The sequence below is a fragment of the Micromonospora sp. NPDC049201 genome (genome assembly GCF_055586805.1).
In genome coordinates this window covers 83,208-104,093 of sequence record NZ_JBVJHM010000009.1, presented here as the reverse complement: position 1 = coordinate 104,093, position 20,886 = coordinate 83,208, and the positions used below count along the sequence as shown (strand labels likewise).

The window sequence follows — 20,886 nt, the reverse complement described above, 5'->3', positions numbered from 1 at the left end:
TACACATAGAGTGCCGAATATCGCGGATGTAGTTTTAAGTGGGGGAAAGACGCTCATGATCCTCGTGGAACGCAGCGCACACGTGGCGGCGCCGGTGGAAGTGGTCTGGGACGTCGTGCAGCGCGCCGAGCAGCTGCCGGCCTGGCTGGCGGGGGTCCGTGCGGCCGAGGTCCTCTCCGGGGAGGGGTTCGGTCGGCGGCAGCTCGTCCAGGCCGGACGCGGCGCCGCGCACGAGGCCGAAGTGATCGCCTATCAGGAGCCGACGCTGATCGGCTGGCGCGAACGGGCCAAGGGCGCCGGCGCCCGGGCCGAGGCGCGTACCGAGATCTACGTCCAGCTCACCGAGGACGAGGACGCCGGCGGGACCATGGTCCGGCTCATCGTCGTCCGGTGGCCCGCCGGGCCGGTCAAGGCCGCGCTGCTGCGGCTCGGCCTGCGCCGGGTGGGCGCCGACCTGGAGGACTCGCTGGCCCGGCTGACCGACCTGGCCGCCGTCGGCTGACCGGGTCCAGTCCCGGCGTCGCCCGCAACGACGATGGTCCGGCATCCCAACCAGGGACGCCGGACCATCGTCGTGCTCGCACGCCGCTCGCACGCCGTCGGCGGTGAGAAGGGGCCCCTTCTCTGCCGGAGGCGTTAGGCGGGGGCCCTTCCTTTCACGTCTAGCTGTCGCCGCCGGTCTCGCCGACCGGGGCGGCGTTCACGTCGTCCAGCGCGTACTTGCGGGCGGCGTCGGCCGGCACGTGGGCCGGGACCGCGCCCCGCAGCGCGAGCTGCCGCAGCGTGGCGACCGCGACCGACTCGGCGTCCACGTGGAAGTGGCGACGCAACGCGTGCCGGGTGTCCGACATGCCAAAGCCGTCGGTGCCGAGCGAGGTGTAGTCGCCCGGTACCCAGCGCGCGATCAGGTCCGGTACCGCGCGCATCCAGTCGCTGACCGCGACCTTCGGGCCCTCGGCGTCGGCCAGCTTGCGCTGGATGTACGGCACCCGCTGCTCCTCACCCGGGTTGAGCAGGTTGTGCTCCTCGCACTCCACCGCGTCGCGGCGCAGCTCGGTCCAGGACGTCACCGACCACACGTCGGCGGCCACGCCCCAGTCCTCGGCGAGCAGTTGCTGGGCCTTGAGCGCCCACTGCATGCCGGTGCCGGAGGCCAGCACGTTCGCCTTCGGCGCGTCCGCGCCCACCTGCGGCGCCGGCGAGTAGCGGTAGATGCCCCTGACGATGCCCTCGGTGTCCACGCCCTTTGGCTCGGCCGGCTGGAAGATCGGCTCGTTGTAGACGGTGAGGTAGTAGAAGACGTTCTCCTGCGCCTCGCCGTACATCCGGTGCAGGCCGTTCTCCAGGATGTGCGCCAGCTCGAACGCGAACGCCGCGTCGTACGCGACCACCGCCGGGTTGGTGGCGGCGAGCAGCAGCGAGTGCCCGTCCTCGTGCTGGAGACCCTCACCGTTGAGCGTGGTCCGGCCGGCGGTCGCGCCGAGCACGAAACCCCGGGCCATCTGGTCGGCCGCCGCCCAGAACCCGTCGCCGGTGCGCTGGAAGCCGAACATCGAGTAGAAGATGTACATCGGGATCATCGGCTCGCCGTGCGTGGCGTACGACGTGCCGGCGGCGGTGAACGAGGCGACCGAACCGGCCTCGTTGATCCCCTCGTGCAGGATCTGCCCGGTCGTCGACTCCTTGTACGACAGGAACAGCTCCCGGTCGACCGAGGTGTAGCGCTGGCCGTGCGGCGAGTAGATCTTCTGGGTCGGGAAGAGCGAGTCCATGCCGAACGTGCGGGCCTCGTCCGGGATGATCGGCACCCAGCGCTTGCCGAACTCCTTGTCCTTCATCACGTCCTTGAGCAGGCGGACGAAGGCCATCGTGGTGGCCACCTTCTGCTTGCCCGACCCGCGCTTGACGTCGGCGAACCGTTCGCTGCCCGGGATCGCCAGCGTCCTGCGCTCGGTGGTACGCGACGGGAGGAAGCCGCCGAGCTGGCGACGCCGCTCCCGCAGGTACTCCATCTCGTCCGACTTCTCGTCCGGCGTGTAGTACGGCGGGAGGTAGGGGTTCTCCTCCAGCTGCTTGTCCGGAATGTCGAGGTAGAGCCGGTCGCGGAACAGCTTCAGGTCGTCGAGCGTCAGCTTCTTCATCTGGTGCGTGGCGTTACGGCCCTCGAAGTGCGAGCCCAGCGTCCAGCCCTTGATGGTCTTGGCGAGGATCACCGTCGGCTGGCCGGTGTGCTCCATCGCCGCCTTGTAGGCCGCGTAGAGCTTGCGGTAGTCGTGGCCACCCCGCTTGAGGTTCCAGATCTCGTCGTCGCTCAGGTGCTCGACCATCTTGCGGGTCCGCGCGTCGCGGCCGAAGAAGTGCTCCCGGACGTACGCCCCGGACTCCGCCTTGTAGGTCTGGTAGTCACCGTCGGGCGTGGTGTTCATCAGGTTGACCAGCGCGCCGTCGGTGTCCGCCGCGAGCAGCGGGTCCCACTCCCGGCCCCAGACCACCTTGATCACGTTCCAGCCGGCGCCCCGGAAGAACGCCTCCAGTTCCTGCATGACCTTGCCGTTGCCGCGGACCGGACCGTCCAGGCGCTGGAGGTTGCAGTTGATCACGAAGGTGAGGTTGTCAAGCTCCTCGCGCGCGGCCACGCCGATCGCGCCGAGCGACTCGACCTCGTCCATCTCGCCGTCGCCCAGGAACGCCCAGACGTGCTGCTGGGAGGTGTCCTTGATGCCCCGGTGCTGCAGGTAGCGGTTGAACCGCGCCTGGTAGATGGCGTTCAGCGGGCCGAGACCCATGGAGACGGTGGGGAACTCCCAGAAGTCCGGCATCAACCGCGGGTGCGGGTACGAGGGCAGTGAGCCGGCGCGGTGCGACAGCTCCTGCCGGAAGCCGTCTAGCTGGTCGGCGCTCAGCCGGCCCTCCAGGAACGCCCGCGCGTACATGCCGGGGGAGGCGTGACCCTGGTAGTAGATCTGGTCGCCGCCGCCCGGGTGCTCCTTGCCACGGAAGAAGTGGTTGAAGCCCACCTCGTAGAGCGACGCCGAGCTGGCGAACGTGGAGATGTGACCGCCCACGCCGATCTCCGGGCGCTGGGCCCGGTGCACCAGCATGGCGGCGTTCCACCTGATGTACGCCCGCAGCCGTCGCTCGATGTGCTCGTCACCGGGGAACCACGGTTCCCGCTCCGGCGGAATGGTGTTGATGTAGTCGGTGGTGGTCAGCGACGGCACCCCGACCTGGCGCTCGCGGGCCCGCTCCAGCAGGCGCAGCATGACGTACCGGGCGCGCTTGGTTCCGCGCTCGTCGATGACACCGTCGAGTGACTCGACCCATTCGCTGGTCTCTTCAGGGTCGATGTCCGGAAGCTGGCTCGGCAGACCAGCGGTGATCACCGGGCGCTTGCGTTCCGTAGCCACAGGCGTTCCCTCGGTTCTGTGTGGGATAGGTCTCTAGCGCCATCCTGCCCCCTCGTGGCGCTCGTCGTCACCTCCGGCTCCCCCAGACGCGATGCTGAACACAGGTACCCGCCGGTAACTTTGTGCGATCACGGACGTGCCGGCCGGCCGGGCGAGAGAGCGAGCCGCTGCGGCAGAATGCGCCGTATGCGTAGTGAGGTGATCAGCGTCCGGACCGGGTCCCGGCCGACCGTCCGGGACATCACGGCCGAGGCCGAACGGTTCGTCGCCGGGTCCGGCGACGGGCTGCTGCACGTCTTCGTGCCGCACGCCACCGCCGGGTTGGCGATCATCGAGACCGGCGCCGGGTCGGACGACGATCTGCTCCGCGCGCTCGACGACCTGCTGCCCACCGACGACCGGTGGCGGCACCGGCACGGCTCACCCGGACACGGCCGCGATCACGTGCTGCCGGCGTTCGTGCCGCCGTACGCGACGCTGCCGGTGCTCGGCGGGCGGCTCCAGCTCGGCACCTGGCAGTCGATCTGCCTGGTCGACCCGAACGGCGACAACCCGGACCGCCAGATCCGCTTCTCCTTCCTCCCCGCCTGACCCACACCGAGCGGCCCCCGATTCACGGAAAGAGTGGCCATCCGACGCGGAACAGCCGCTCCTTCCGTGAATCAGCGCCCAGGAGGGCGGGGGGAGGGGGAGGGGAGGCGGGTTAGGGGCGGGTGGTTTCCGTCTCTATGGTCTGGCGGCCCTGGTCCGTCTCGGGTGCGGTGGTTCGTGCGGCGGCGGGCGGGCGGTCGTACGTCAGGTTCAGGCCGGGCACCCGGTCCTCGATCACGAACGTGGCCCGGGTGAACGCCGGCGCGTCCGGCCGGCTCACGTACGGCAGCACGTCGAAGTTCGCGGTCAGCTCCTTCGGCGTGATGGTGGTGCGCACGTAGCCGCGCAGGTTGTTCTGGAAGCGCAGGTGCGGGTTGAACGCCAGCCACGGGTGCGACCCGGTCGGCGAGTCCGCGCCGTCCCCGGTCGAGGTGATCGAGGAGCAGACCAGCTCACTGCCGACGGTGCGCGACGTCGGGTCCGCGTAGTCCAGCTTCAGGTCGCTGGCCCAGTGCGCGTGCACGTCGCCGGTGAGCACGACCGGGTTGCGCACCCCGGCGGCCACCCAGCCCCGGGTGATCCGGTCCCGCGAGGCGACGTACCCGTCCCAGGCGTCCATGCTGGTGACCGTGAGCGGCCCGGCGTTGTTGTCCCGCTGGGCGAAGAAGACCTGCTGGCCGAGGAGGTCCCACCGGGCGTCCGAGCGCCGGAAGCCGTCCAGCAGCCACGCCTCCTGCGCGGCGCCGGTGATCGACCGGGCCGGGTCGGACGCGTCCGCGCAGTCCCGGTAGCCGTCACCGCACGCCTGGTCGTCCCGGTACTGCCGGGTGTCGAGCATGTGGAACGTGGCCAGCCGACCCCAGCGCACCCGCCGGTAGAGCTGCATGTCGATGCCGCGCGGGATCGAGGTGCGGCGCAGCGGCATGTTCTCGTAGTACGCCTGGAACGCCGCCGCCCGCCGGGCGAGGAAGTCCGGGTCCGGGGCCTCGGGCACCTCGTCGGCCCAGTTGTTCTCCACCTCGTGGTCGTCGAAGACCACCACCCAGGGCGCGACCGCGTGCGCCGTCTGGAGGTCGGTGTCGGTCTTGTACTGGGCGTGCCGCTGCCGGTAGTTGGCGAGCGTCCGGGTCTCCGGACCCTCGTGGTCGCGCGGGTTGCCGCCCGGCACCGTGTACGTGTCCCTGGCGTACTCGTACTGGTAGTCGCCGAGATGCAGGATCAGCTCCGGCTCGGTCTCGGCCAGCCGCCGGTACGCGGTGAAGTAGCCGTGCTCGTACTGTGAGCAGGAGACGAAGCCCATGGCCAGCGCGGACGGCAGCAGCCAGGGCGGCGGCGCGGTGCGGGTGCGGCCGACCGGGGAGAGCCAGCGCTCGACCCGGAACCGGTAGAAGTACTCCCGGCCGGGGAGCAGACCGTCCAGTTCGACGTGCACGCTGTGCGCCGACTCCGGCCGGGCCAGCCGTACCCCTCGGCGCACCACGTGCCGGAACCGTTCGTCGGCGGCCACCTCCCAGGACACCGGCACCACCCGGGACGGCATGCCGCCCAGGCCGTCCTCGGCCAGCGGCTCCGGCGCGAGCCGCGTCCACAACACGACCCCGTCGTGGTCGGGGTCGCCGGAGGCCACCCCGAGCGTGAACGGGTCGCGGCGCAGCGGGCCGGGTGACGCGGCCGCCGCGACCGGCAGGCCGGCTGCCGCGCCGGCGGCGCCGAGCGCCGCGCCGCTGAGCAGGATGGTACGTCGGGACAGTGCCACGGTTTCCTCCCCGGAGTCCGGTTCGTCGACTCCGGGCAGCCTGGCGATCGTCGATGGCCGTCAGGTGACGGGCAGGGGCGCTTTCCGCCGAACAGCGGTCGGCGGATGAAAGGTGGTGACGTCAGCCCAGCAGTCGGCGCAATAGTGGAGGAAGTCAATTATTGATATGTCACGTATGATTGTCGGCATGACGCACCGCCCGGTCCCCCGCACGCCGTCCCCGGCCGACGACCGGCTCGGGCTGGCCGGGGACACCGTGCGCCGGATCCAGCACGTCGCCGCCGCGCTGCGGCACCACCAGGACGAGGAGATCGCCGCGCTGGGCCTGACCCCGGCCGCGGCCCGGGCGCTGCACGAGCTGGACCCGGACCACCCGTCGCCGGCCCGCGACCTGGCCGTGCGACTCGGCTGCGACCGCTCCAACGTGACCGGGCTGGCCGACAAGCTGGAGCAGGCCGGGCTGGTCGAGCGCCGGGCCGACCCGACCGACCGGCGGCAGCGGGCGCTCGTCGTCACCGCGCGGGGCCGGCAGGTCCGGGAGCGGGTACGCCAGGTGATGTCGGACTCACGGCTGCTCGACGGGTTGAGCACGGTAGAGCTGGCCACGCTGCGTGACCTGGTCTGGAAGGTGTCCGACGGTGGCTGCCCGGAGGAGCGCGGCGAGGTCTGAGCAGCGCCGGGCGGAACGTGTCCGACTGGGCGAGGCGGGCCCGAGTCGGTAATGCTGTCCGACGTGACCTCCCCGCACGATCTCGACGACCGGCTCCGAGCCGACCTGGCCGCGCTCGACGCGCCGGACCAGCGGCGTGACCTGCGTGAACCGCTGCCCGACGGTGGGTCGCTCACCGGGGCGCAGGCGCTGGCCCTGTTCGACGCGCAGCTCACCAGCCGGCTGGTGGACCTGGCCGGGCGCTGGCTGCGCGGCTTCGGTGAGGGGTACTACACGATCGGTTCGGCCGGGCACGAGGGCAACGCGGCGGTGGCCGCCGCGCTGCGGCCGACCGACCCGGCGCTGCTGCACTACCGGTCCGGCGCGTTCTACTGCCTGCGCGCCGCCCAGGCGGCCGGCGAGTTCCCACCCGACGCGCCACCCGTGCCCGCCGGCCGGGAGCAGGATTCCGATTCGCGGGACCCGGACGGATCCCGGCCCGACAGCGCATGGGCGACCGCACCGAGCGACGCGAGGGCCGGGAGCGCATGCCCGGCCGGCAGCGACCCCACCGGGGCCGTCTCCCACCAGGATCCCGCTCCGGGTGACCCCGCCAGCGGCGCGGCCGGGCCGGCCGGGCCGGCGGACTCCGGCGACGTCGACGCGGTGCTGCTGCCGGACGGGGCCGGGGTGACCGTGGACGCGGACGGCGACGCGACGGTCGGCGTACCCGGTCTGCCGTCGCCGTCGCTCGACGACGCGTTCGCGGGCGCGGCGCGGGACGTGCTGCGCGGCATGGTCGCCTCCGCCGAGGAGCCGATCGCCGGTGGCCGGCACAAGGTCTTCGGCCGGGCCGACCTCGCGGTCGTGCCGACCACCTCGACCATCGCCTCGCACCTGCCCCGCGCGGTCGGCCTGGGGCTGGCCCTGGAACGGCTCCGGCGGGGCGGACGGCGCGTCGACGGCGACCCGGAGGTGGCGGCCTGGCCGCTGGACGCCGTGGTGGTCTGCTCCTTCGGCGACGCCTCGGTCAACCACGCCACGGCCACCGCCGCGTTCAACACCGCAGGCTGGTACGACCACACCGGCCTGCGGATCCCGGTGCTGTTCGTCTGCGAGGACAACGGGCTGGGCATCAGCGTGCGCTCGCCCGAGGGCTGGGTGGCCGCCATGCTGCGCTCCCGGCCCGGCATCCGCTACTTCGACGCCGACGGCACGGACGTGGTGGCGAGCCACCGGGTGGCGGCGGAGGCGACCGCCTGGGTGCGCCGGCACCGCCGGCCCGCCGTGCTGCACCTGCGCACGGTCCGGTTGATGGGGCATGCCGGCGCGGACGCGGAGACCGCGTACCGGAGCCCGGCGGAGATCGCCGCGGACGTGGCGCGGGACCCGCTGTTGGTCACCGCGCGACGGCTGGTGGCGGGCGGCTACGCGAGCGGCGAGGAGCTGCTCGCCCGGTACGACGAGCGGGGCTGGCAGCTCCGGCGGATCGCCGAGGAGGTGCTGGACGAGCCGAAACTGGCCACCCCGGTCGAGGTGGTGGCGGAGCTGGCGCCGCGCCGGCCGGTGCGGGTGTCCCGGACGGTCGCCGACGCGGCGGCACACGCGGCCGGGCCGGGCGCCGGGGCGCGGGCGGAGGCGTTCGGCGGGAAGCCGCCGGAGCTGACCGGGCCGCTGACGCTGGCGCAGAGCATCAACGCGGCGCTTGCCGACGGCATGCTCGACCACCCGCAGATGGCCGTGTTCGGCGAGGACGTGGCCGCCAAGGGCGGGGTGTACGGGGTGACCAAGGGACTGCGGGACCGGTTCGGGGTGGCCCGGGTGTTCGACACGCTGCTCGACGAGACCTCGATCCTCGGGCTCGGGCTCGGCGCCGGCCTGGCCGGCATGCTGCCGGTGCCGGAGATCCAGTACCTGGCGTACCTGCACAACGCCGAGGACCAGCTCCGCGGCGAGGCGGCCAGCATGCGGTTCTTCTCCCGGGGTGCGTTCCGGAACCCGATGGTGGTGCGGGTGGCCGGCCTGGCGTACCAGGAGGGCTTCGGCGGTCACTTCCACAACGACAACTCGGTGGCGGTGCTGCGGGACGTGCCGGGGCTGGTGATCGCCGTGCCGGCCCGGCCGGACGACGCCGCGCCGATGCTGCGTACCTGTCTGGCGGCGGCCCGGGTGGACGGTGCCGTCTGCGTCTTCCTGGAGCCGATCGCGCTCTACCACACCCGCGACCTCCACGCGGATGGCGACGGCGAGTGGCTGGCCGAGTACGCCGAGCCGGGCGCCTGGGCGGACCGGCACGTGCCGATCGGCCGCGCCCGGGTGTACGGCATCGGCTCCTCCGACGATCTCACTATCATCACCTTCGGTAACGGGGTGCGGATGTCGCTGCGGGCCGCGGCCACGCTGGCCGAGGAGGGCGTCGGTACCCGGGTGGTGGACCTGCGCTGGCTCGCCCCGCTGCCGGTGGCCGACATCATCCGGGAGGCGTCGGCGACCGGCCGAGTGCTGGTGGTGGACGAGACGCGGCGCTCCGGCGGGGTGGGCGAGGGGGTGGTGGCGACGCTTGTCGACACCGGTTATGTGGGCGCGGCGCGACGGGTGGCCGCTCTTGACTCGTTTGTACCATTAGGTCCGGCTGCTCATCAGGTTCTGGTGTCCGAGGAAGCCATTACCGAGGGTGCCCGTACGCTGCTGGCACGGTAAATTCCGTTCCACCCGGTGCGCCACTTGCGCAGCGAGCCGCAACTGTGTGGACTGGGCGCGGCGGTGTCGCACGACGCCGCCGGCAGGGATGAGACGAGGAGGCACGCGACAGTGAGCGCGACCGCTGGTCAGGCCGCCGACGGGGTACGCAGCCTGGCGGACCGGTTCGGGATCGAGCCGGGCATGGTCGTCATGGAGATGGGCTACGACGACGACGTCGACTCCGATCTCCGGGACGCCCTGACCGACCGCTGTGGAGAACTGGTCGACGAGGACACCGACGAGGTGGTCGACGCGGTTCTGGTCTGGCACCGGGACGGCGACGGTGACCTCTTCGAGCTCCTCGTCGACGCCCTCGGCCCGCTGGCGGACAATGGCGTGGTGTGGCTCCTGACGCCCAAGGCCGGCCGGGAGGGCCACGTCGAGCCGAGCGAGGTCGCGGAGAGCGCCCAGACCGCCGGGCTCCAGCAGACCTCCACCATCAACGCGGGCCGCGACTGGAGCGGCGCCCGCCTCGTGCTCCGGCGCGGGTCCAAGAGCAAGAAGTAGGAGCACACATGCCCATCCAGGTTGGCGCCGAGGCGCCGGATTTCCTGCTCAAGGACCAGAACAACCAGGAGGTCCGACTCTCCGACCTGCGCGGTCGCAAGACCGTGCTGCTGGTCTTCTACCCGCTCGCCTTCACCGGCATCTGCCAGGGTGAGCTGTGCGAGGTGCGGGACAACCTCAACGAGTACGTCAACGACGACGTCCAGGTGTTGACCGTCAGCGTCGACTCGGTCTACGCCCACAAGATCTGGGCCGACCGGGAGGGCTACCAGTTCCCGCTGCTGGCCGACTTCTGGCCGCACGGCGCGGTGGCCCAGGCGTACGGCGTCTTCAACGAGGTCGCCGGCATCGCCAACCGGGGCACCTTCGTCATCGACAAGGCCGGCGTGGTCCGCTTCGCCGAGATGAACATGCCCGGCGAGGCGCGCGACCAGCAGGGTTGGCGCAAGGCGCTGGCCGAGGCCGTCGCCGCCTGAGCCACCCCGAGCACGTCGTTCGACCGGGCCGGAGGCGGCAGGTAAGCTTGCCGCTCCGGCCCGCCGTACGGGCGTTCCGGGCGCGTAGCTCAGTGGGAGAGCACTCGCCTTACAAGCGAGGGGTCGCAGGTTCGAAACCTGCCGCGCCCACCACTCATCAGCAGGTCAACCGCCCCGCGCCGACGTGATCGCGCGCAGTTCGGCGGCCACCTCGGCGATCAGGTCGGTCAGCGGAGCGTCGTGGCCGGGCGCGACCCAGCGGGCGTAGGCGGCCGAGAACCTGGCCACACCGGGCACACCCGCACCGGTCGCGGTCGACGAGGGCGGCCGGTCCGCGCAGACGTCCACCGTCGACGGCGTGGTCCGCGCCGGCGTTCCGGGCGTGTGGCTCAGTGGGAGAGCGCCCGGACCAGCCCCACCACGCCGCCGTGCACGAGGGGTAGGCCACCCAGTTCGCCGATCGCCACCCAGGCGATGTCGTCATGCTCGTCGGGCGCACAGTTGGTCGGAGCGCCGACCCAGTCCCCGACGTGCCAGACGGCCACGTGAACGGCATCCTCGCCGCTGTCGAGGTGCAGGTCGCCCAGGCGTGACGAGGACTCCGCCACGATGTGGACACCGATCTCCTCGTGCATCTCCCGCGCGAGGGCCTGTCGCTCCGACTCACCCGCCTCGACATGCCCGCCGGGAAGATCCCAGAGATCCGGGTAGGCCCGGCGGGTCGGGCTGCGGTGCACCAGCAGCACCGCGCCGTTCTTTACGAGCGCCCCGATGACGACGACATGCATGACCGGGATTGGAACACGGGGGTGCGACGTCGGCGGGTGGGAGCGGGGAAAGGTATTACCTGACCTTGTCGGACATTACGCGGAGTAACCGCATGCCATCCTCGTCAGGGGAGTGGGTCGGTGATGCGGACGCCGTGGGAACGCAGCACCGCCTCCACCCGCTCCCTGGCCGACTGGTCGGGCCGGCGCCACTGCCAGACGCGCCCGACCAGGGCCGCGCTGTTTGGCCCCGGCACGTCCCACGGGCCGCCCTCCGGGAACACGGCGAGCGCGATCCGGCCGAAGCCGGGTCGGGCCACCCCCGCCTCCCGGATCTCCGCCCAGCGATAGCTGCGGGTGACGCGTCCCCGGTGCCGGATCAGCAACCCGGTGTCGTCGGCGAGCAACGCGCCGTCGCGTTGGCGCCACGCCGCGACGACGGTGGCAGCCGTCAGCCCGGTGTGCGCAACCAGCGAAGCGGTGCGTAACCGGAGACCGATCGCGATCGTCAGGGCGAGCAACCCGAGCGGTACGAGCACCGCCGGCCACCACCGCGATGCGAACAACACCACCGGCTCCGCGCCGGGCCCCCGTTCCTGCGCCACCCGGGCTCTGGTGCCCACATCGGCGCTGATCGACACACCCGGGGGGCACAATGCTCGGATGACCGAACGACTGGCACCCGTGCTGCGGGTTCGTGACGCCGACGCCGCCGTGGCCTGGTACGCCCGCCTCGGGTTCGCCCGGCAGTGGGAGCACCGGTTCGCGCCCGACCTGCCGTGCTACGTCAGCATCGCCCGACCCGGCATGGAGATCCACCTGTCCGAGCACGCCGGCGACGCCCGGCCCGGGACGCTGGTCTACCTCTACGTCGACGACGTGGACGCGCTGGCGGCGGCGTGCGGCGGGGTCGAGGTCGGCAGCCAGGACTGGGGGCGGGACTTCGTGGTCACCGACCCGGACGGCAACCGGATCCGGGTCGGCACCGTGCCGGCGTGAGCCCTCCTACTGGCGGCGGCGGGCGTCCGCCTCGGCGTCGAGCAGGTCGTTCAGCGCCAGCGCCGAGTTGATCAGGGAGAGGTGGCTGAACGCCTGCGGGTAGTTGCCGATCTGCTCACCGGTCGCGGCGATCTCCTCGGCGTACAGGCCGAGGTGGTTGCTGAACGTGAACATCTTCTCGAACGTGAGTCTCGCGTCGTCCAGTCGGCCGGTACGGGCCAGCGCTTCGACGTACCAGAACGTGCACATGTTGAACGTGCCCTCGTGGCCGGGGAGGCCGTCGGGGGAGTGCTCCGGGTCGTACCGGTGGACCAGGCTGTCGGAGACCAGGTCCCGTTCGATCGACGCCAGCGTGGACTTCCAGAGCGGGTCGCTGGGCGTGATGAAGCCGACCGCCGGCATGGCCAGCAGCGCGGCGTCCAGCACGTTCTCGTCGTACGCCTGCACGAAGCTGCCGCGTTCCCGGTGGTAACCGCGGGTCATGACCTGGTTGTAGATCCGGTTGCGCTGCTCGGTCCAGCAGGACATGTCCCCGGGGCGGCCGGTGCGGGTGGCCAGCCGGATGGCCCGGTCCAGCGCCACCCAGGACATCACCCGCCCGAACGTGTAGTTGCGGGGGTGGTGGCGGCTCTCCCAGATGCCGGCGTCACGCTGGTCCCAGTTGTGGCAGAGCCAGTCGACGAGCCGGACGGTGCTCTTCCAGACCTGGTGCGACACCCGGATGCCCTGCTCGTCGGCGAGGTGCATGGCGTAGAGCGCCTCGCCGTGGATGTCGAGCTGGAGCTGGTCGGCGGCGCCGTTTCCGATCCGCACCGGGCTGGAGCCGCGGTAGCCCTCCAGGTGGTCGAGCACCTCCTCGTGCAGGTCGGAGGAGCCGTCCACGCGATACATGATCTTCAGTGGGTCCTGGTGGTCGCCGGCCTCGCGGATCCGCTCGTCCAGCCAGTCCATGTAGCGGCTGACCTCCTCGGTGAACCCGAGGCCGAGCAGCGCGTGCACGGAGAACGACGTGTCGCGTACCCAGGTGTAGCGGTAGTCCCAGTTGCGGGTGCCGCCGACCAGCTCGGGCAGCGCGGCGGTGGGCGCGGCGATCATCGCGCCGGTCGGCGCGTACGTCATGAGCTTGAGCGTGATGGCGGACCGTTCGACCATCTCCCGCCAGCGGCCGGTGTAGCGGGACCGCTCGACCCAGCGCCGCCAGTAGTCGCGGGTCCACTCGAACATCCCCTGGACCTCTTCCGGGGAGATGATCCGCGGTTCCGCGCCGCCCGTCTCCAGCACCACCCCGCCGGTGTCGCCCTCGTTCAACGTGCCGTGCGCGACCAGGTCGTCGTCGTCCAGGTGGAGGTCGCCGCTCTGGGAGATCAGCTGGCGCACCGGGTCGACCGGGTTGAACGTGAGCGACGCCGACGGGCTGCGGAAGACGTACCCGTTCCGGTGGCGTTCGAGCCGGTGCTTCTGCCGGGCGTAGTCGAACCGGGGCCGGCACTCGACCCGGAAGCGCATGCTGCCCCGGACCATGTTCACCATGCGGACCAGGCGGTGGGCGTCGGTGGCCCGTTCGCCGGTTACGGGCATGAAGTCCATCACCTCGGCGACGCCGTCCGCGCTGATGAACCGCGTGATCAGGATCGGTGTGCCGGGCAGGTAGAGCTGCTTGGTGACGTACCGGACGTCGTGCGGGGCGATCCGGAAGTAGCCGCCCTTCTGCCGGTCCAGCAGCGCGGCGAAGATGCTCGGCGAGTCGAAGCGCGGCGCGCAGAACCAGTCGATCGTCCCGTTGCAGGTCACCAGCGCGGCGGTCTGTAGGTCGCCGATGAGCCCGTGATCCTCGATCGCCGGATAGCTCTCCACGTCGCCCCCCGGTCTCGACTGCCTCCCGCGCATTCCAACCTAGGGGAAGAATTGTCAGGTTAGGGCCGTTTCGCGGCCAGTCGCCCGCCGGCACGCCTCGACCGCCGCGCGTGTCTCCGCGGCCACCAGATCCGCGTTGATCATCGCGGCTGTCCGGGCGCCGGCCGCCGCCGCCGCTCCGACCTGCGCGGACAGGTCGGTCACGTTCCCCGCCACCCACACCCCGGGAACCCCGGTACGCCCCGCCGGGTCGGCGGGCACGTACTCGCCCGAACCGCTCTCGTGCGGCGCCACGCGCAGCCCCAGCGTCGCCAGGAACCCGGCCCGCGCCACCATCCGGGGCGCGACGGTCAGCACCTCCCGGCTGACCGTGCGGCCGTCGCGCAGGCGTACCCCGGTCAACCGGTCCCCGACCACCTCGACGGCCGCGACCTCGCCCTCGACCACCGGCACGCCGCGTGCGGCGAGCTGCTCCGCCTGCTCGTCGGTGAGCGACGGCGCGGTGTGGCGGAGATAGACCACGTCGTCGCTCCACTGCCGGAACAGCAGCGCCTGGTGCACGGACAGCGGGCCGCTGCCGATCACCCCGATCGGCCGGTCGCGCACCTCCCACCCGTGGCAGTACGGGCAGTGCACCAGGTCCCGGCCCCAGCGCTCGCGCAACCCGGCCACCGCCGGCAGCTCGTCGACCAGGCCGGTGGCCACCAGCACCTGGCCGGCCCGCACCCGGCGACCGTCGGCCAGCACCACGTCGAACCCCTCGCCGTCGCGGGTCACCGCCTCGACCTCGCCGGTGAGCAGGTGACCGCCGTATCGGCGGACCTCGTCGCGCCCGCGTGCCAGCAGCTCGGCCGGCGGCACGCCGTCGAGGCCCAGTAGCGCATGCACCCCGTCGGCCGGCGCGTTGCGCGGACTGCCCCCGTCGACCACCAGCACCGACCGGCGTGCCCGGGCCAGCATCAGCGCGCCGCTCAGACCGGCCGCGCCGCCGCCGATCACCACCACCTCGTAGCCGTCCTGCCGTACCTCGGTCATCGTGACCACCTCCGCGCCCAGCGTGCGACGACCCCGGGCGCGGAAGCAAACCTTGTTGCCATCGTGGCAAACTGGCGGGATGGATGACGACCTCGACCAGGCGCTCGACGCGGTCGGCCCCCGCCTGCGCGCGCTGCGCCGCGAGCGGGAGACCACGCTCGCCGACCTCTCCGCCACGACCGGCATCTCGGTGAGCACGCTGTCCCGACTGGAGTCCGGCGGCCGGCGGCCCACGCTGGAGCTGCTGCTCCCGCTGGCCAAGGCGTACGGCGTCGCCCTGGACGAACTGGTCGGCGCGCCACCCACCGGCGACCCGCGGATCCACCTGCGGCCGGTCGCCGCGCACGGGATGACCATGCTGCCGCTCACCCGGCGGCCGGGCGGCATCCAGGCGTACAAGCTGATCATTCCGGCCGGCGGCCGGGCCGAGCCCGACCCGAAGACCCACGAGGGGTACGAGTGGGTCTACGTGCTCAACGGGCGGCTGCGCCTGGTGCTCGGCGAGCACGACCTGGTGCTCGTCCCCGGCGAGGCGGCCGAGTTCGACACCCGCGTACCGCACTGGTTCGGCCGCGCCGACGCCGACGGCGTGGAGTTCCTCAGCCTCTTCGGCAGCCAGGGCGAGCGGGCCCACCTGCGGGCCCGCCCCCGCGGTCGGGAGTGATCCCGCCCCGAAACGCCGGCCGGGGCGGCACGATCGGCGGGTGAGCTATACCGACGTGCGCGGGCTGCGGATCTGGTACGAGGTGCAGGGCGCGGGCAAGCCGCTGGTCCTGCTGCACGGCTCCTACGGCTCGACCGGGACGTTCGCCCCGGTCCGGTCCGCGCTGGCCGCCCGCCGGCGACTGGTCGCGGTCGACCTGCGGGGCCACGGTCGCACCGGCGGCGCGGACCGGCCGCTGCGGTACGAGTCGATGGCCGACGACGTGGCCGCGCTGCTGCGGCACCTCGACCTGCCCGAGGTCGACCTGCTCGGCTACTCGCTCGGCGGCGGCGTGGCCCTGCGTACCGCGATCCAGCATCCCGCGCTGGTCCGCCGCCTGGTCCTGGTCTCCACGCCGTTCCGGCGCGGCGGCTGGCACCCGCGGGTGCTGGCCGCGATGTCCACGCACGACGAACGCGCCGCCGAACGGATGCGTGGCACCCCGCCGCACGAGCGGTACGCGGAGGTCGCGCCCCGGCCGCAGGACTGGCCGGCGCTCTGGGCGCGTAGCGGGGAGCTGCTGCGCCGCGACTACGACTGGTCGGCCGAGGTGGCCGCGCTGCCGATGCCGGTGCTGCTGGTCTTCGCGGACGCCGACGCGATCCCGATGAGTCACGTGACCGAGTTCTTCGGCCTGCTCGGCGGCGGCCACCGGGACCCGGGCGACGACGGATCGGACCGTCCCACGTCCCGGTTGGCCGTGCTGCCCGGCCTGACCCACGACGAGGTGGTGGCGTCGCCCGCGCTGCCGGCGGCGGTGCTGCCGTTCCTCACCCACACCGCACGCGCCCCCGGCTGAGCGACCGGCTCGGCCGGGGCCGGACCTCGGTCGGCAGACGCCCGTGAGGTTCCCGGGATCATCTGCGGGCGAGTCGGCGCAGCAGCAGACCGGCCAACAGGAGGGCCAGGGCCAGGCCGCCGGCGAACGGGACCGGGAAGCCGGTCACCGGTAGATGGTGACCGCCGCCGGGCCTCGTCGGCCAGGGCGCCGGCCCGTACGTCGGGCTGCTGGACGGCGTGACCGTCGGGCTGCCCGTCGGCGTCGCGGTAGGCGTCGGCGTCGGCGTCACGGTCGGCGTCGGCGTCGGCGTCGGCGTGACGGTGGGCGTCGGCGTGACGGTGGGCGTCGGCGTGACGGTGGGCGTCGGCGTGACGGTGGGCGTCGGCGTGACGGTGGGCGTCGGCGTCGGCGTCGGCGTGGGCGTCGGCGTGACGGTCGGGCTGGGCGTCGGTGTCGGCGTCGGGGGCTGCGTCGGGGACACGACGGTGTCGACGCAGGACCGGTTGTTGTCCGGGTCGGACTCGCGGGTACCGGTGTAGACGGTGGCGCAGTTGGTGATCACCGTGTCGAGCGGGACGCCGGCGTTGACCGCCACGGTGACCGTGAACGTCTCGGTCTGGCCGGGGGAGAGCGTGCCGAGCGGGCAGGTGATGGTCAGGCCGCCGCCCGGGCACTCGGCGGGGCGGTCGACGATCGTGGTGAGGTTGCCGTCGGTGGGGTCCTGGACGGTGACGTCGACCGCGTCCGACGGGCCGAGGTTCGTGACCGCGAAACTCCAGGTGATCGTGCCGTCCGGGTTGACCGTGGCCGGCCCGTCCTTGGTGATTGTCACGTCGGCGAGCGTCTGGGCCTGCGTGATCAGCTGGGTGGATCCGCCGCTGCCTGTCGAGCTGGTGGCCTCCGCGCGGTTCACCACGTTGTAGCCGTCGGACAGGCTCGGGTCCACGGTGAACGGGATCTCGACGGTGGTCGACCCGCCCGGTGGGAGCGTCCCGGCGCCGCAGGTGACGACCTGTCCGGACGTGGAGCAGCCGGGTGGCAGCGCGCCGGCGGTCACCCCCGGGTCCAGCGTGTCGCTGAGCGTCACGTCGGCCGCCGGCTCGTCGCCGGTATTGGTGATCACCACGGTGTACGTCCCGGTGCCGCCTACGGTCAGCGGGTTGGGCGTGACGGTCTTGCTGACCGTGAGCGCCGCCGCGAGCGCGCCGACCGGGCCGTCCGGAGTGGTCGTGGTGGCCGTGTCGCTCGCGACAGGTGCCGCCACGTTCACCGCCACGGGTGCCGCCGCCGGTGCCGGTCGGGTCGGCGGTCGGGCCACCGCGCCGGCGTCCGGGGTGGCCGCCACCACCAGAAGAAGTGCCGCCGCTCCGGCGCCGATCCCGTGCACCCGTCGCATCTACCAAACCCCTCAAAGCGGACAAAAGATGTTGACTCACCCTAGCGGTCGATGCTCCCCCAGGAGCGGGAACGGCGGTGGACGACGCGGTGGCCCCGGTCGGAGCGATCCGACCGGCTGATGGTTGAGGTCTATCCTCGGAGGACAGGCCGTGTGTCAGCTGACGGGGTGGTCGATGCTGAAGGATCTGGTTGCGGATCGGCATGCGCAGGGGGACACCCCTCGCCGCAACCTCGGCGCGCTGCTCCGCCGGGTCCACCTCGGCGGCGCGGCTTCCCGCGTCGAGCTGGCCGACTGGCTGGGCGTCAACCGCAGCACGGTCATGGCGCTCACGGCGGACCTCGCGGCTGCCGGCCTGGTTCGGGAGGTGCCCGCCACGACGAGCGGACGGGCGGGACGGCCGTCCTTCGTGGTCCGCCCGGAATCGGAAGCCGTCCACGTCCTCGCCTTCGACATCGCGGTGGACCGGCTCGTGGCCGCCCGGGTCGACCTGGGCGGGACGGTCTCGGCCCGGCTCGAGGCGACCCGGCCCCGGGTCGGGGCCGACCTCGACGCGGTGGTGTCCGTGCTCGCCGACTTCGGGCGGGCGCTGCACCACGACGCGCCGCCGACGTCGGTCTGCGTGGGCATCGGCGCGTCCTACTGCGGGATGATCCGGCCCGGGGACGGGATGGTGCGGTTCGGGCCGGACCTGGGGTGGGTGGACCAGGCGTTCGGCGTCGAACTGGCCAGCCGGCTGGATCTCGGCCTGCCGGTGCTGGTCGGTAACGAGGCCCACCTGGGCGCGATGGCCGAGCATCAACGCGGTGCCGGCGTCGGCGCGCAGAACCTGATCTACCTGCACGGTGACGTCGGCGTGGGCGGCGGGATCATCGTCGGCGGGGACCTGCTCGACGGCGACGGCGGGTACGGGTCCGAGGTCGGGCACATGCTGGTCAACCCGTACCAGGGGCGGCCCTGTGGCTGCGGCTCGCGCGGGTGCCTGGAGGCCGAGGTGGGTGAACGGGCGCTGCTCGACGAGGCCGGCCGCCCGGCCGACCACCGGGGGCGGGAGGCGGTGCGCGCCGTGGTCGCCGCCGCCGAGCAGGGGGAGGCCGCCGCGTGCGAGGCGTTGCGGCGTATCGGTGACTGGCTGGGCATCGGCGTGGTGAACCTGATCAACCTGTTCAACCCCGGCGTGGTGATCTTCGGCGGGACGCTGCGCGAGGTGTTCCCGGGCACCGCGGCCCAGCAGGTCCGCAACCGGATCGCCGCCAACGTGCTCCCCGTCTCGCGCGACAAGGCCCACCTCCGCGTCTCCGCGTTGGGCTACGACGCCACCCTGATCGGCGCCGCCGAACTCGCCTTCACCCCGTTGCTGACCAACCCCCTGGCCCTCCGCCCCTAACCCCACCCCCCACCCCACTCCGTGCGTCGATCTTGCAGTCGTGGCCCGGGCGGAAGGGGCGTATCGGGCTTTGGAGGGGCCGCAACTGCAAGATCAACGAGGAGGGGGAGGGAGGGGGTGGGGGTGGGGGTGGGGAGGGCAGAGGACATAGGTCAGGGGTTCAGGCGGCGGGTCAGCCAGGGGAGCAGGGCGTCGGCCTGGAGGCGCTGGAACGCCCGTACGGTCGGGATGCCGGGCGGCGGCGGTTGGCGGGCGCCGTCGAGGAAGAAGCCGGTGAGGCCGGCCAGCACCCCGGTCAGATCGGCCGGGTCGACGTGCGCGGTGAGCGGCCGGGAGGCCAGCAGGGCGTCCGGGTCGTGGCCGCCGTACACCTGCACGTTGATGACGGTGAGCAAGGTGTCCAGCCAGGCGGGCCCGCGACAGGCCCAGGGCCAGTCGACCACGGTGACCCGGCCGTCCGGGCCGAGCAGCAGGTTGTCGGCGCGGACGTCGAGGTGGCAGAGCGTGTCGCCGGCCAGCGCGGCGAGGCCGCGGTCGGCGGTGGCGCACAGGTCGGACAGGTGGTCGCGGGCCCACGGGTCGAGATCGGCGGGCGGATCGTCGGCGAGGCGTCGCCAGCCGGCTAAGTCGTGCACGAGCGCCTCGGTCGCGGTGGTGGTCGCGACCGTCGGGGCCGGGGTGAGCGTCGCGGCCATCGTCTCCAGCGTGGACAGCACGGCGGCCAGTTCGCCGGCGTCCCACGGGGTGACCGGGTGCCGGCCCTCGACGTCGGCGTAGACCAGCGCGATCCACTCGCCGTCGTCGTGGCTGCCGAGCAGCCGGGGCGTCGGCGCGGTCGGCGGCAGCGCGGGGGCGATCCGGGCCTCCGCGCGGTGCATGGCCGGCGTGTGCTGGTTCTGCGCGGGGCTGACCGCCTTGACGAAGGCCCGCCCGCCGTGCGCGGTGCGGACCCGGTCGGCGGTGCCGGGGGAGAAGCCGCCCGACTGCGACTCCGCCGCCACCACCCGGTCGTCGAGGATGGCCTCGACCGCGGCGCGTACGTGGGCCGGCAGCTCGTGCCAGTGGAGTCGGTTCTTGGTCAGGCTGCTCACCCGGTCCACCGTGCGCGCCGTCTCCTTGCCGGGCAACCGAGTTAGCCGGGCCTTCGCTCGACGTCGAGGTGTCAAGCGGGGCGCCCGCCTCTACCGGAGGCGTTAACAGGGGGCCCGGCCTTTCACCGCGTGTAGCGCAGCACCACGACGCCGCTGTTGAACGGGCGGGTGGTGGTTAGCGTGAACGGCCTCGGGTCGAAGCCGCGGTCGACCAGCGGGATGCCGCTGCCGGCCACCACCGGGTTGAGCTTGACCACCAGCTCGTCGATCTCGTCGAGGAGCTGGCCGGCGAGGTTGCCGCCGCCGCAGAGCCAGATGTCGCCGCCGGGGCGCGTCTTCAGCTCGCGGACGAACGCCGCCGGCTCGCCGGCCACCACCGAGACGTCCGGATGCTCGGCCGGTTCCAGGGAGCGGCTGAAGACGTACTGCTCCAGGTGGGCGTAGGGGCTGGTGACGCCGACCGCCAGGGCCGGGTCGTAGGTGGCGCGACCCATCAGCACGGTGTCGAAGCGGCCGGTGGGCGGCGACGGGACGCCGAGCTGGGCGTGGGCGAACGTGGGCAACGTCTGCGGCCAGTCGGACACCAGGTAGGGGGCCACGTCCGGCTCCAGCGGGAGGAAGTCGAACGACCCGTCGGGGGCGGCGATGAAGCCGTCGAGCGTGCTGGCGACGAAGTAGACGAGCGTGCGCAAACCGACTCCGATGTCCGGGGCAACCACGACTGCCGTCGTGGTTCGGCGACAAA

20 protein-coding genes and 1 tRNA gene are annotated in these 20,886 nt (G+C 72.6%); 11 read left to right on the top strand and 10 right to left on the bottom strand.

Translation table 11 applies throughout. From position 1 onward, the window contains the following. Positions 1–55 precede the first annotated feature (55 nt). Positions 56–502, top strand: coding sequence for an SRPBCC family protein (locus ACZ6O5_RS20630; protein ID WP_465979251.1), 447 nt, complete (start codon positions 56–58; stop codon positions 500–502). 160 nt (positions 503–662) lie between these two features. Here the strand turns inward: ACZ6O5_RS20630 and aceE are convergent, their stop codons facing one another. After that, the gene (aceE, locus tag ACZ6O5_RS20625; RefSeq protein ID WP_465979249.1) at positions 663–3,407 is read right to left on the bottom strand and encodes a pyruvate dehydrogenase (acetyl-transferring), homodimeric type; all 2,745 of its coding nucleotides are present in this window, start codon (positions 3,405–3,407) and stop codon (positions 663–665) included. A 186-nt stretch (positions 3,408–3,593) separates the two neighbouring features. Between aceE and ACZ6O5_RS20620 the strand changes: the two genes are divergently transcribed. Continuing rightward, positions 3,594–3,998, top strand: a complete 405-nt coding sequence (locus tag ACZ6O5_RS20620) for a YjbQ family protein (protein ID WP_465979247.1) — start codon at positions 3,594–3,596, stop codon at positions 3,996–3,998. Between the two features lie 112 nt (positions 3,999–4,110). On the opposite strand, the gene ACZ6O5_RS20615 is transcribed toward ACZ6O5_RS20620, so the two are convergent. Beyond that, positions 4,111–5,754, bottom strand: a complete 1,644-nt coding sequence (locus ACZ6O5_RS20615) for an alkaline phosphatase D family protein (RefSeq protein ID WP_465979245.1) — start codon at positions 5,752–5,754, stop codon at positions 4,111–4,113. Between the two features lie 187 nt (positions 5,755–5,941). On the opposite strand from ACZ6O5_RS20615, the gene ACZ6O5_RS20610 reads away from it, so the two are divergent. The 5 genes from ACZ6O5_RS20610 (at position 5,942) to ACZ6O5_RS20590 (ending at position 10,281) form a co-directional block, all read left to right on the top strand. After that, complete coding sequence (locus tag ACZ6O5_RS20610; RefSeq protein ID WP_465979243.1) at positions 5,942–6,424, top strand: MarR family winged helix-turn-helix transcriptional regulator; 483 nt, start codon at positions 5,942–5,944, stop codon at positions 6,422–6,424. Between the two features lie 51 nt (positions 6,425–6,475). After that, entirely contained in the window at positions 6,476–9,103 is a 2,628-nt protein-coding gene (locus ACZ6O5_RS20605) for a transketolase C-terminal domain-containing protein (RefSeq protein WP_465979241.1), read from the top strand. 111 nt (positions 9,104–9,214) lie between these two features. Continuing rightward, entirely contained in the window at positions 9,215–9,652 is a 438-nt protein-coding gene (locus tag ACZ6O5_RS20600) for a DUF3052 domain-containing protein (RefSeq protein ID WP_465979239.1), read from the top strand. An 8-nt stretch (positions 9,653–9,660) separates the two neighbouring features. Continuing rightward, positions 9,661–10,128 carry a peroxiredoxin gene (locus ACZ6O5_RS20595; RefSeq protein WP_465979237.1) on the top strand — a complete coding sequence of 156 codons (468 nt, stop codon included), beginning with the start codon at positions 9,661–9,663 and terminating at the stop codon, positions 10,126–10,128. 78 nt (positions 10,129–10,206) lie between these two features. Next, a tRNA-Val gene (locus tag ACZ6O5_RS20590) sits at positions 10,207–10,281 on the top strand. A 12-nt stretch (positions 10,282–10,293) separates the two neighbouring features. On the opposite strand, the gene ACZ6O5_RS20585 is transcribed toward ACZ6O5_RS20590, so the two are convergent. The 3 genes from ACZ6O5_RS20585 to ACZ6O5_RS20575 all read right to left on the bottom strand — a co-directional run bounded on the left by ACZ6O5_RS20585 (position 10,294) and on the right by ACZ6O5_RS20575 (position 11,500). Then, entirely contained in the window at positions 10,294–10,416 is a 123-nt protein-coding gene (locus ACZ6O5_RS20585; protein WP_465979235.1) for a hypothetical protein, read from the bottom strand. A 101-nt stretch (positions 10,417–10,517) separates the two neighbouring features. Next, a complete protein-coding gene (locus ACZ6O5_RS20580) occupies positions 10,518–10,916 on the bottom strand; it encodes an NUDIX domain-containing protein (RefSeq protein ID WP_465979233.1) in 399 nt (132 codons plus the stop codon). 104 nt (positions 10,917–11,020) lie between these two features. Continuing rightward, positions 11,021–11,500 (bottom strand): hypothetical protein, encoded by a 480-nt coding sequence (locus ACZ6O5_RS20575; protein WP_465979231.1) that lies wholly within the window; start codon positions 11,498–11,500, stop codon positions 11,021–11,023. Positions 11,501–11,558: 58 nt separating this feature from the next. On the opposite strand from ACZ6O5_RS20575, the gene ACZ6O5_RS20570 reads away from it, so the two are divergent. Then, positions 11,559–11,894 (top strand): glyoxalase superfamily protein, encoded by a 336-nt coding sequence (locus ACZ6O5_RS20570; RefSeq protein ID WP_465979229.1) that lies wholly within the window; start codon positions 11,559–11,561, stop codon positions 11,892–11,894. 6 nt (positions 11,895–11,900) lie between these two features. Here ACZ6O5_RS20570 and ACZ6O5_RS20565 read toward each other — a convergent pair whose 3' ends face one another. Together ACZ6O5_RS20565 and ACZ6O5_RS20560 are read right to left on the bottom strand one after the other, a co-directional pair. Next, positions 11,901–13,748 carry a glycoside hydrolase family 15 protein gene (locus ACZ6O5_RS20565; protein WP_465979227.1) on the bottom strand — a complete coding sequence of 616 codons (1,848 nt, stop codon included), beginning with the start codon at positions 13,746–13,748 and terminating at the stop codon, positions 11,901–11,903. 54 nt (positions 13,749–13,802) lie between these two features. Next, positions 13,803–14,783: an NAD(P)/FAD-dependent oxidoreductase gene (locus ACZ6O5_RS20560; protein WP_465979225.1), complete on the bottom strand. Its 981-nt coding sequence runs from the start codon at positions 14,781–14,783 to the stop codon at positions 13,803–13,805. Positions 14,784–14,862: 79 nt separating this feature from the next. On the opposite strand from ACZ6O5_RS20560, the gene ACZ6O5_RS20555 reads away from it, so the two are divergent. Both ACZ6O5_RS20555 and ACZ6O5_RS20550 read left to right on the top strand, forming a co-directional pair. Beyond that, entirely contained in the window at positions 14,863–15,447 is a 585-nt protein-coding gene (locus ACZ6O5_RS20555) for a helix-turn-helix domain-containing protein (RefSeq protein WP_465979223.1), read from the top strand. 40 nt (positions 15,448–15,487) lie between these two features. Beyond that, positions 15,488–16,285 carry an alpha/beta fold hydrolase gene (locus ACZ6O5_RS20550; RefSeq protein ID WP_465979221.1) on the top strand — a complete coding sequence of 266 codons (798 nt, stop codon included), beginning with the start codon at positions 15,488–15,490 and terminating at the stop codon, positions 16,283–16,285. Positions 16,286–16,343: 58 nt separating this feature from the next. Here ACZ6O5_RS20550 and ACZ6O5_RS20545 read toward each other — a convergent pair whose 3' ends face one another. Next, positions 16,344–17,663, bottom strand: coding sequence for a DUF7507 domain-containing protein (locus tag ACZ6O5_RS20545; RefSeq protein WP_465979219.1), 1,320 nt, complete (start codon positions 17,661–17,663; stop codon positions 16,344–16,346). Positions 17,664–17,838: 175 nt separating this feature from the next. On the opposite strand from ACZ6O5_RS20545, the gene ACZ6O5_RS20540 reads away from it, so the two are divergent. Then, positions 17,839–19,050 (top strand): ROK family protein, encoded by a 1,212-nt coding sequence (locus ACZ6O5_RS20540; RefSeq protein WP_465979217.1) that lies wholly within the window; start codon positions 17,839–17,841, stop codon positions 19,048–19,050. A gap of 152 nt (positions 19,051–19,202) precedes the next feature. On the opposite strand, the gene ACZ6O5_RS20535 is transcribed toward ACZ6O5_RS20540, so the two are convergent. Beyond that, positions 19,203–20,141: a phosphotransferase family protein gene (locus tag ACZ6O5_RS20535; RefSeq protein ID WP_465979215.1), complete on the bottom strand. Its 939-nt coding sequence runs from the start codon at positions 20,139–20,141 to the stop codon at positions 19,203–19,205. Between the two features lie 122 nt (positions 20,142–20,263). Beyond that, the gene (locus ACZ6O5_RS20530) at positions 20,264–20,860 is read right to left on the bottom strand and encodes a dihydrofolate reductase family protein (RefSeq protein ID WP_465979213.1); all 597 of its coding nucleotides are present in this window, start codon (positions 20,858–20,860) and stop codon (positions 20,264–20,266) included. Positions 20,861–20,886 lie beyond the last annotated feature (26 nt).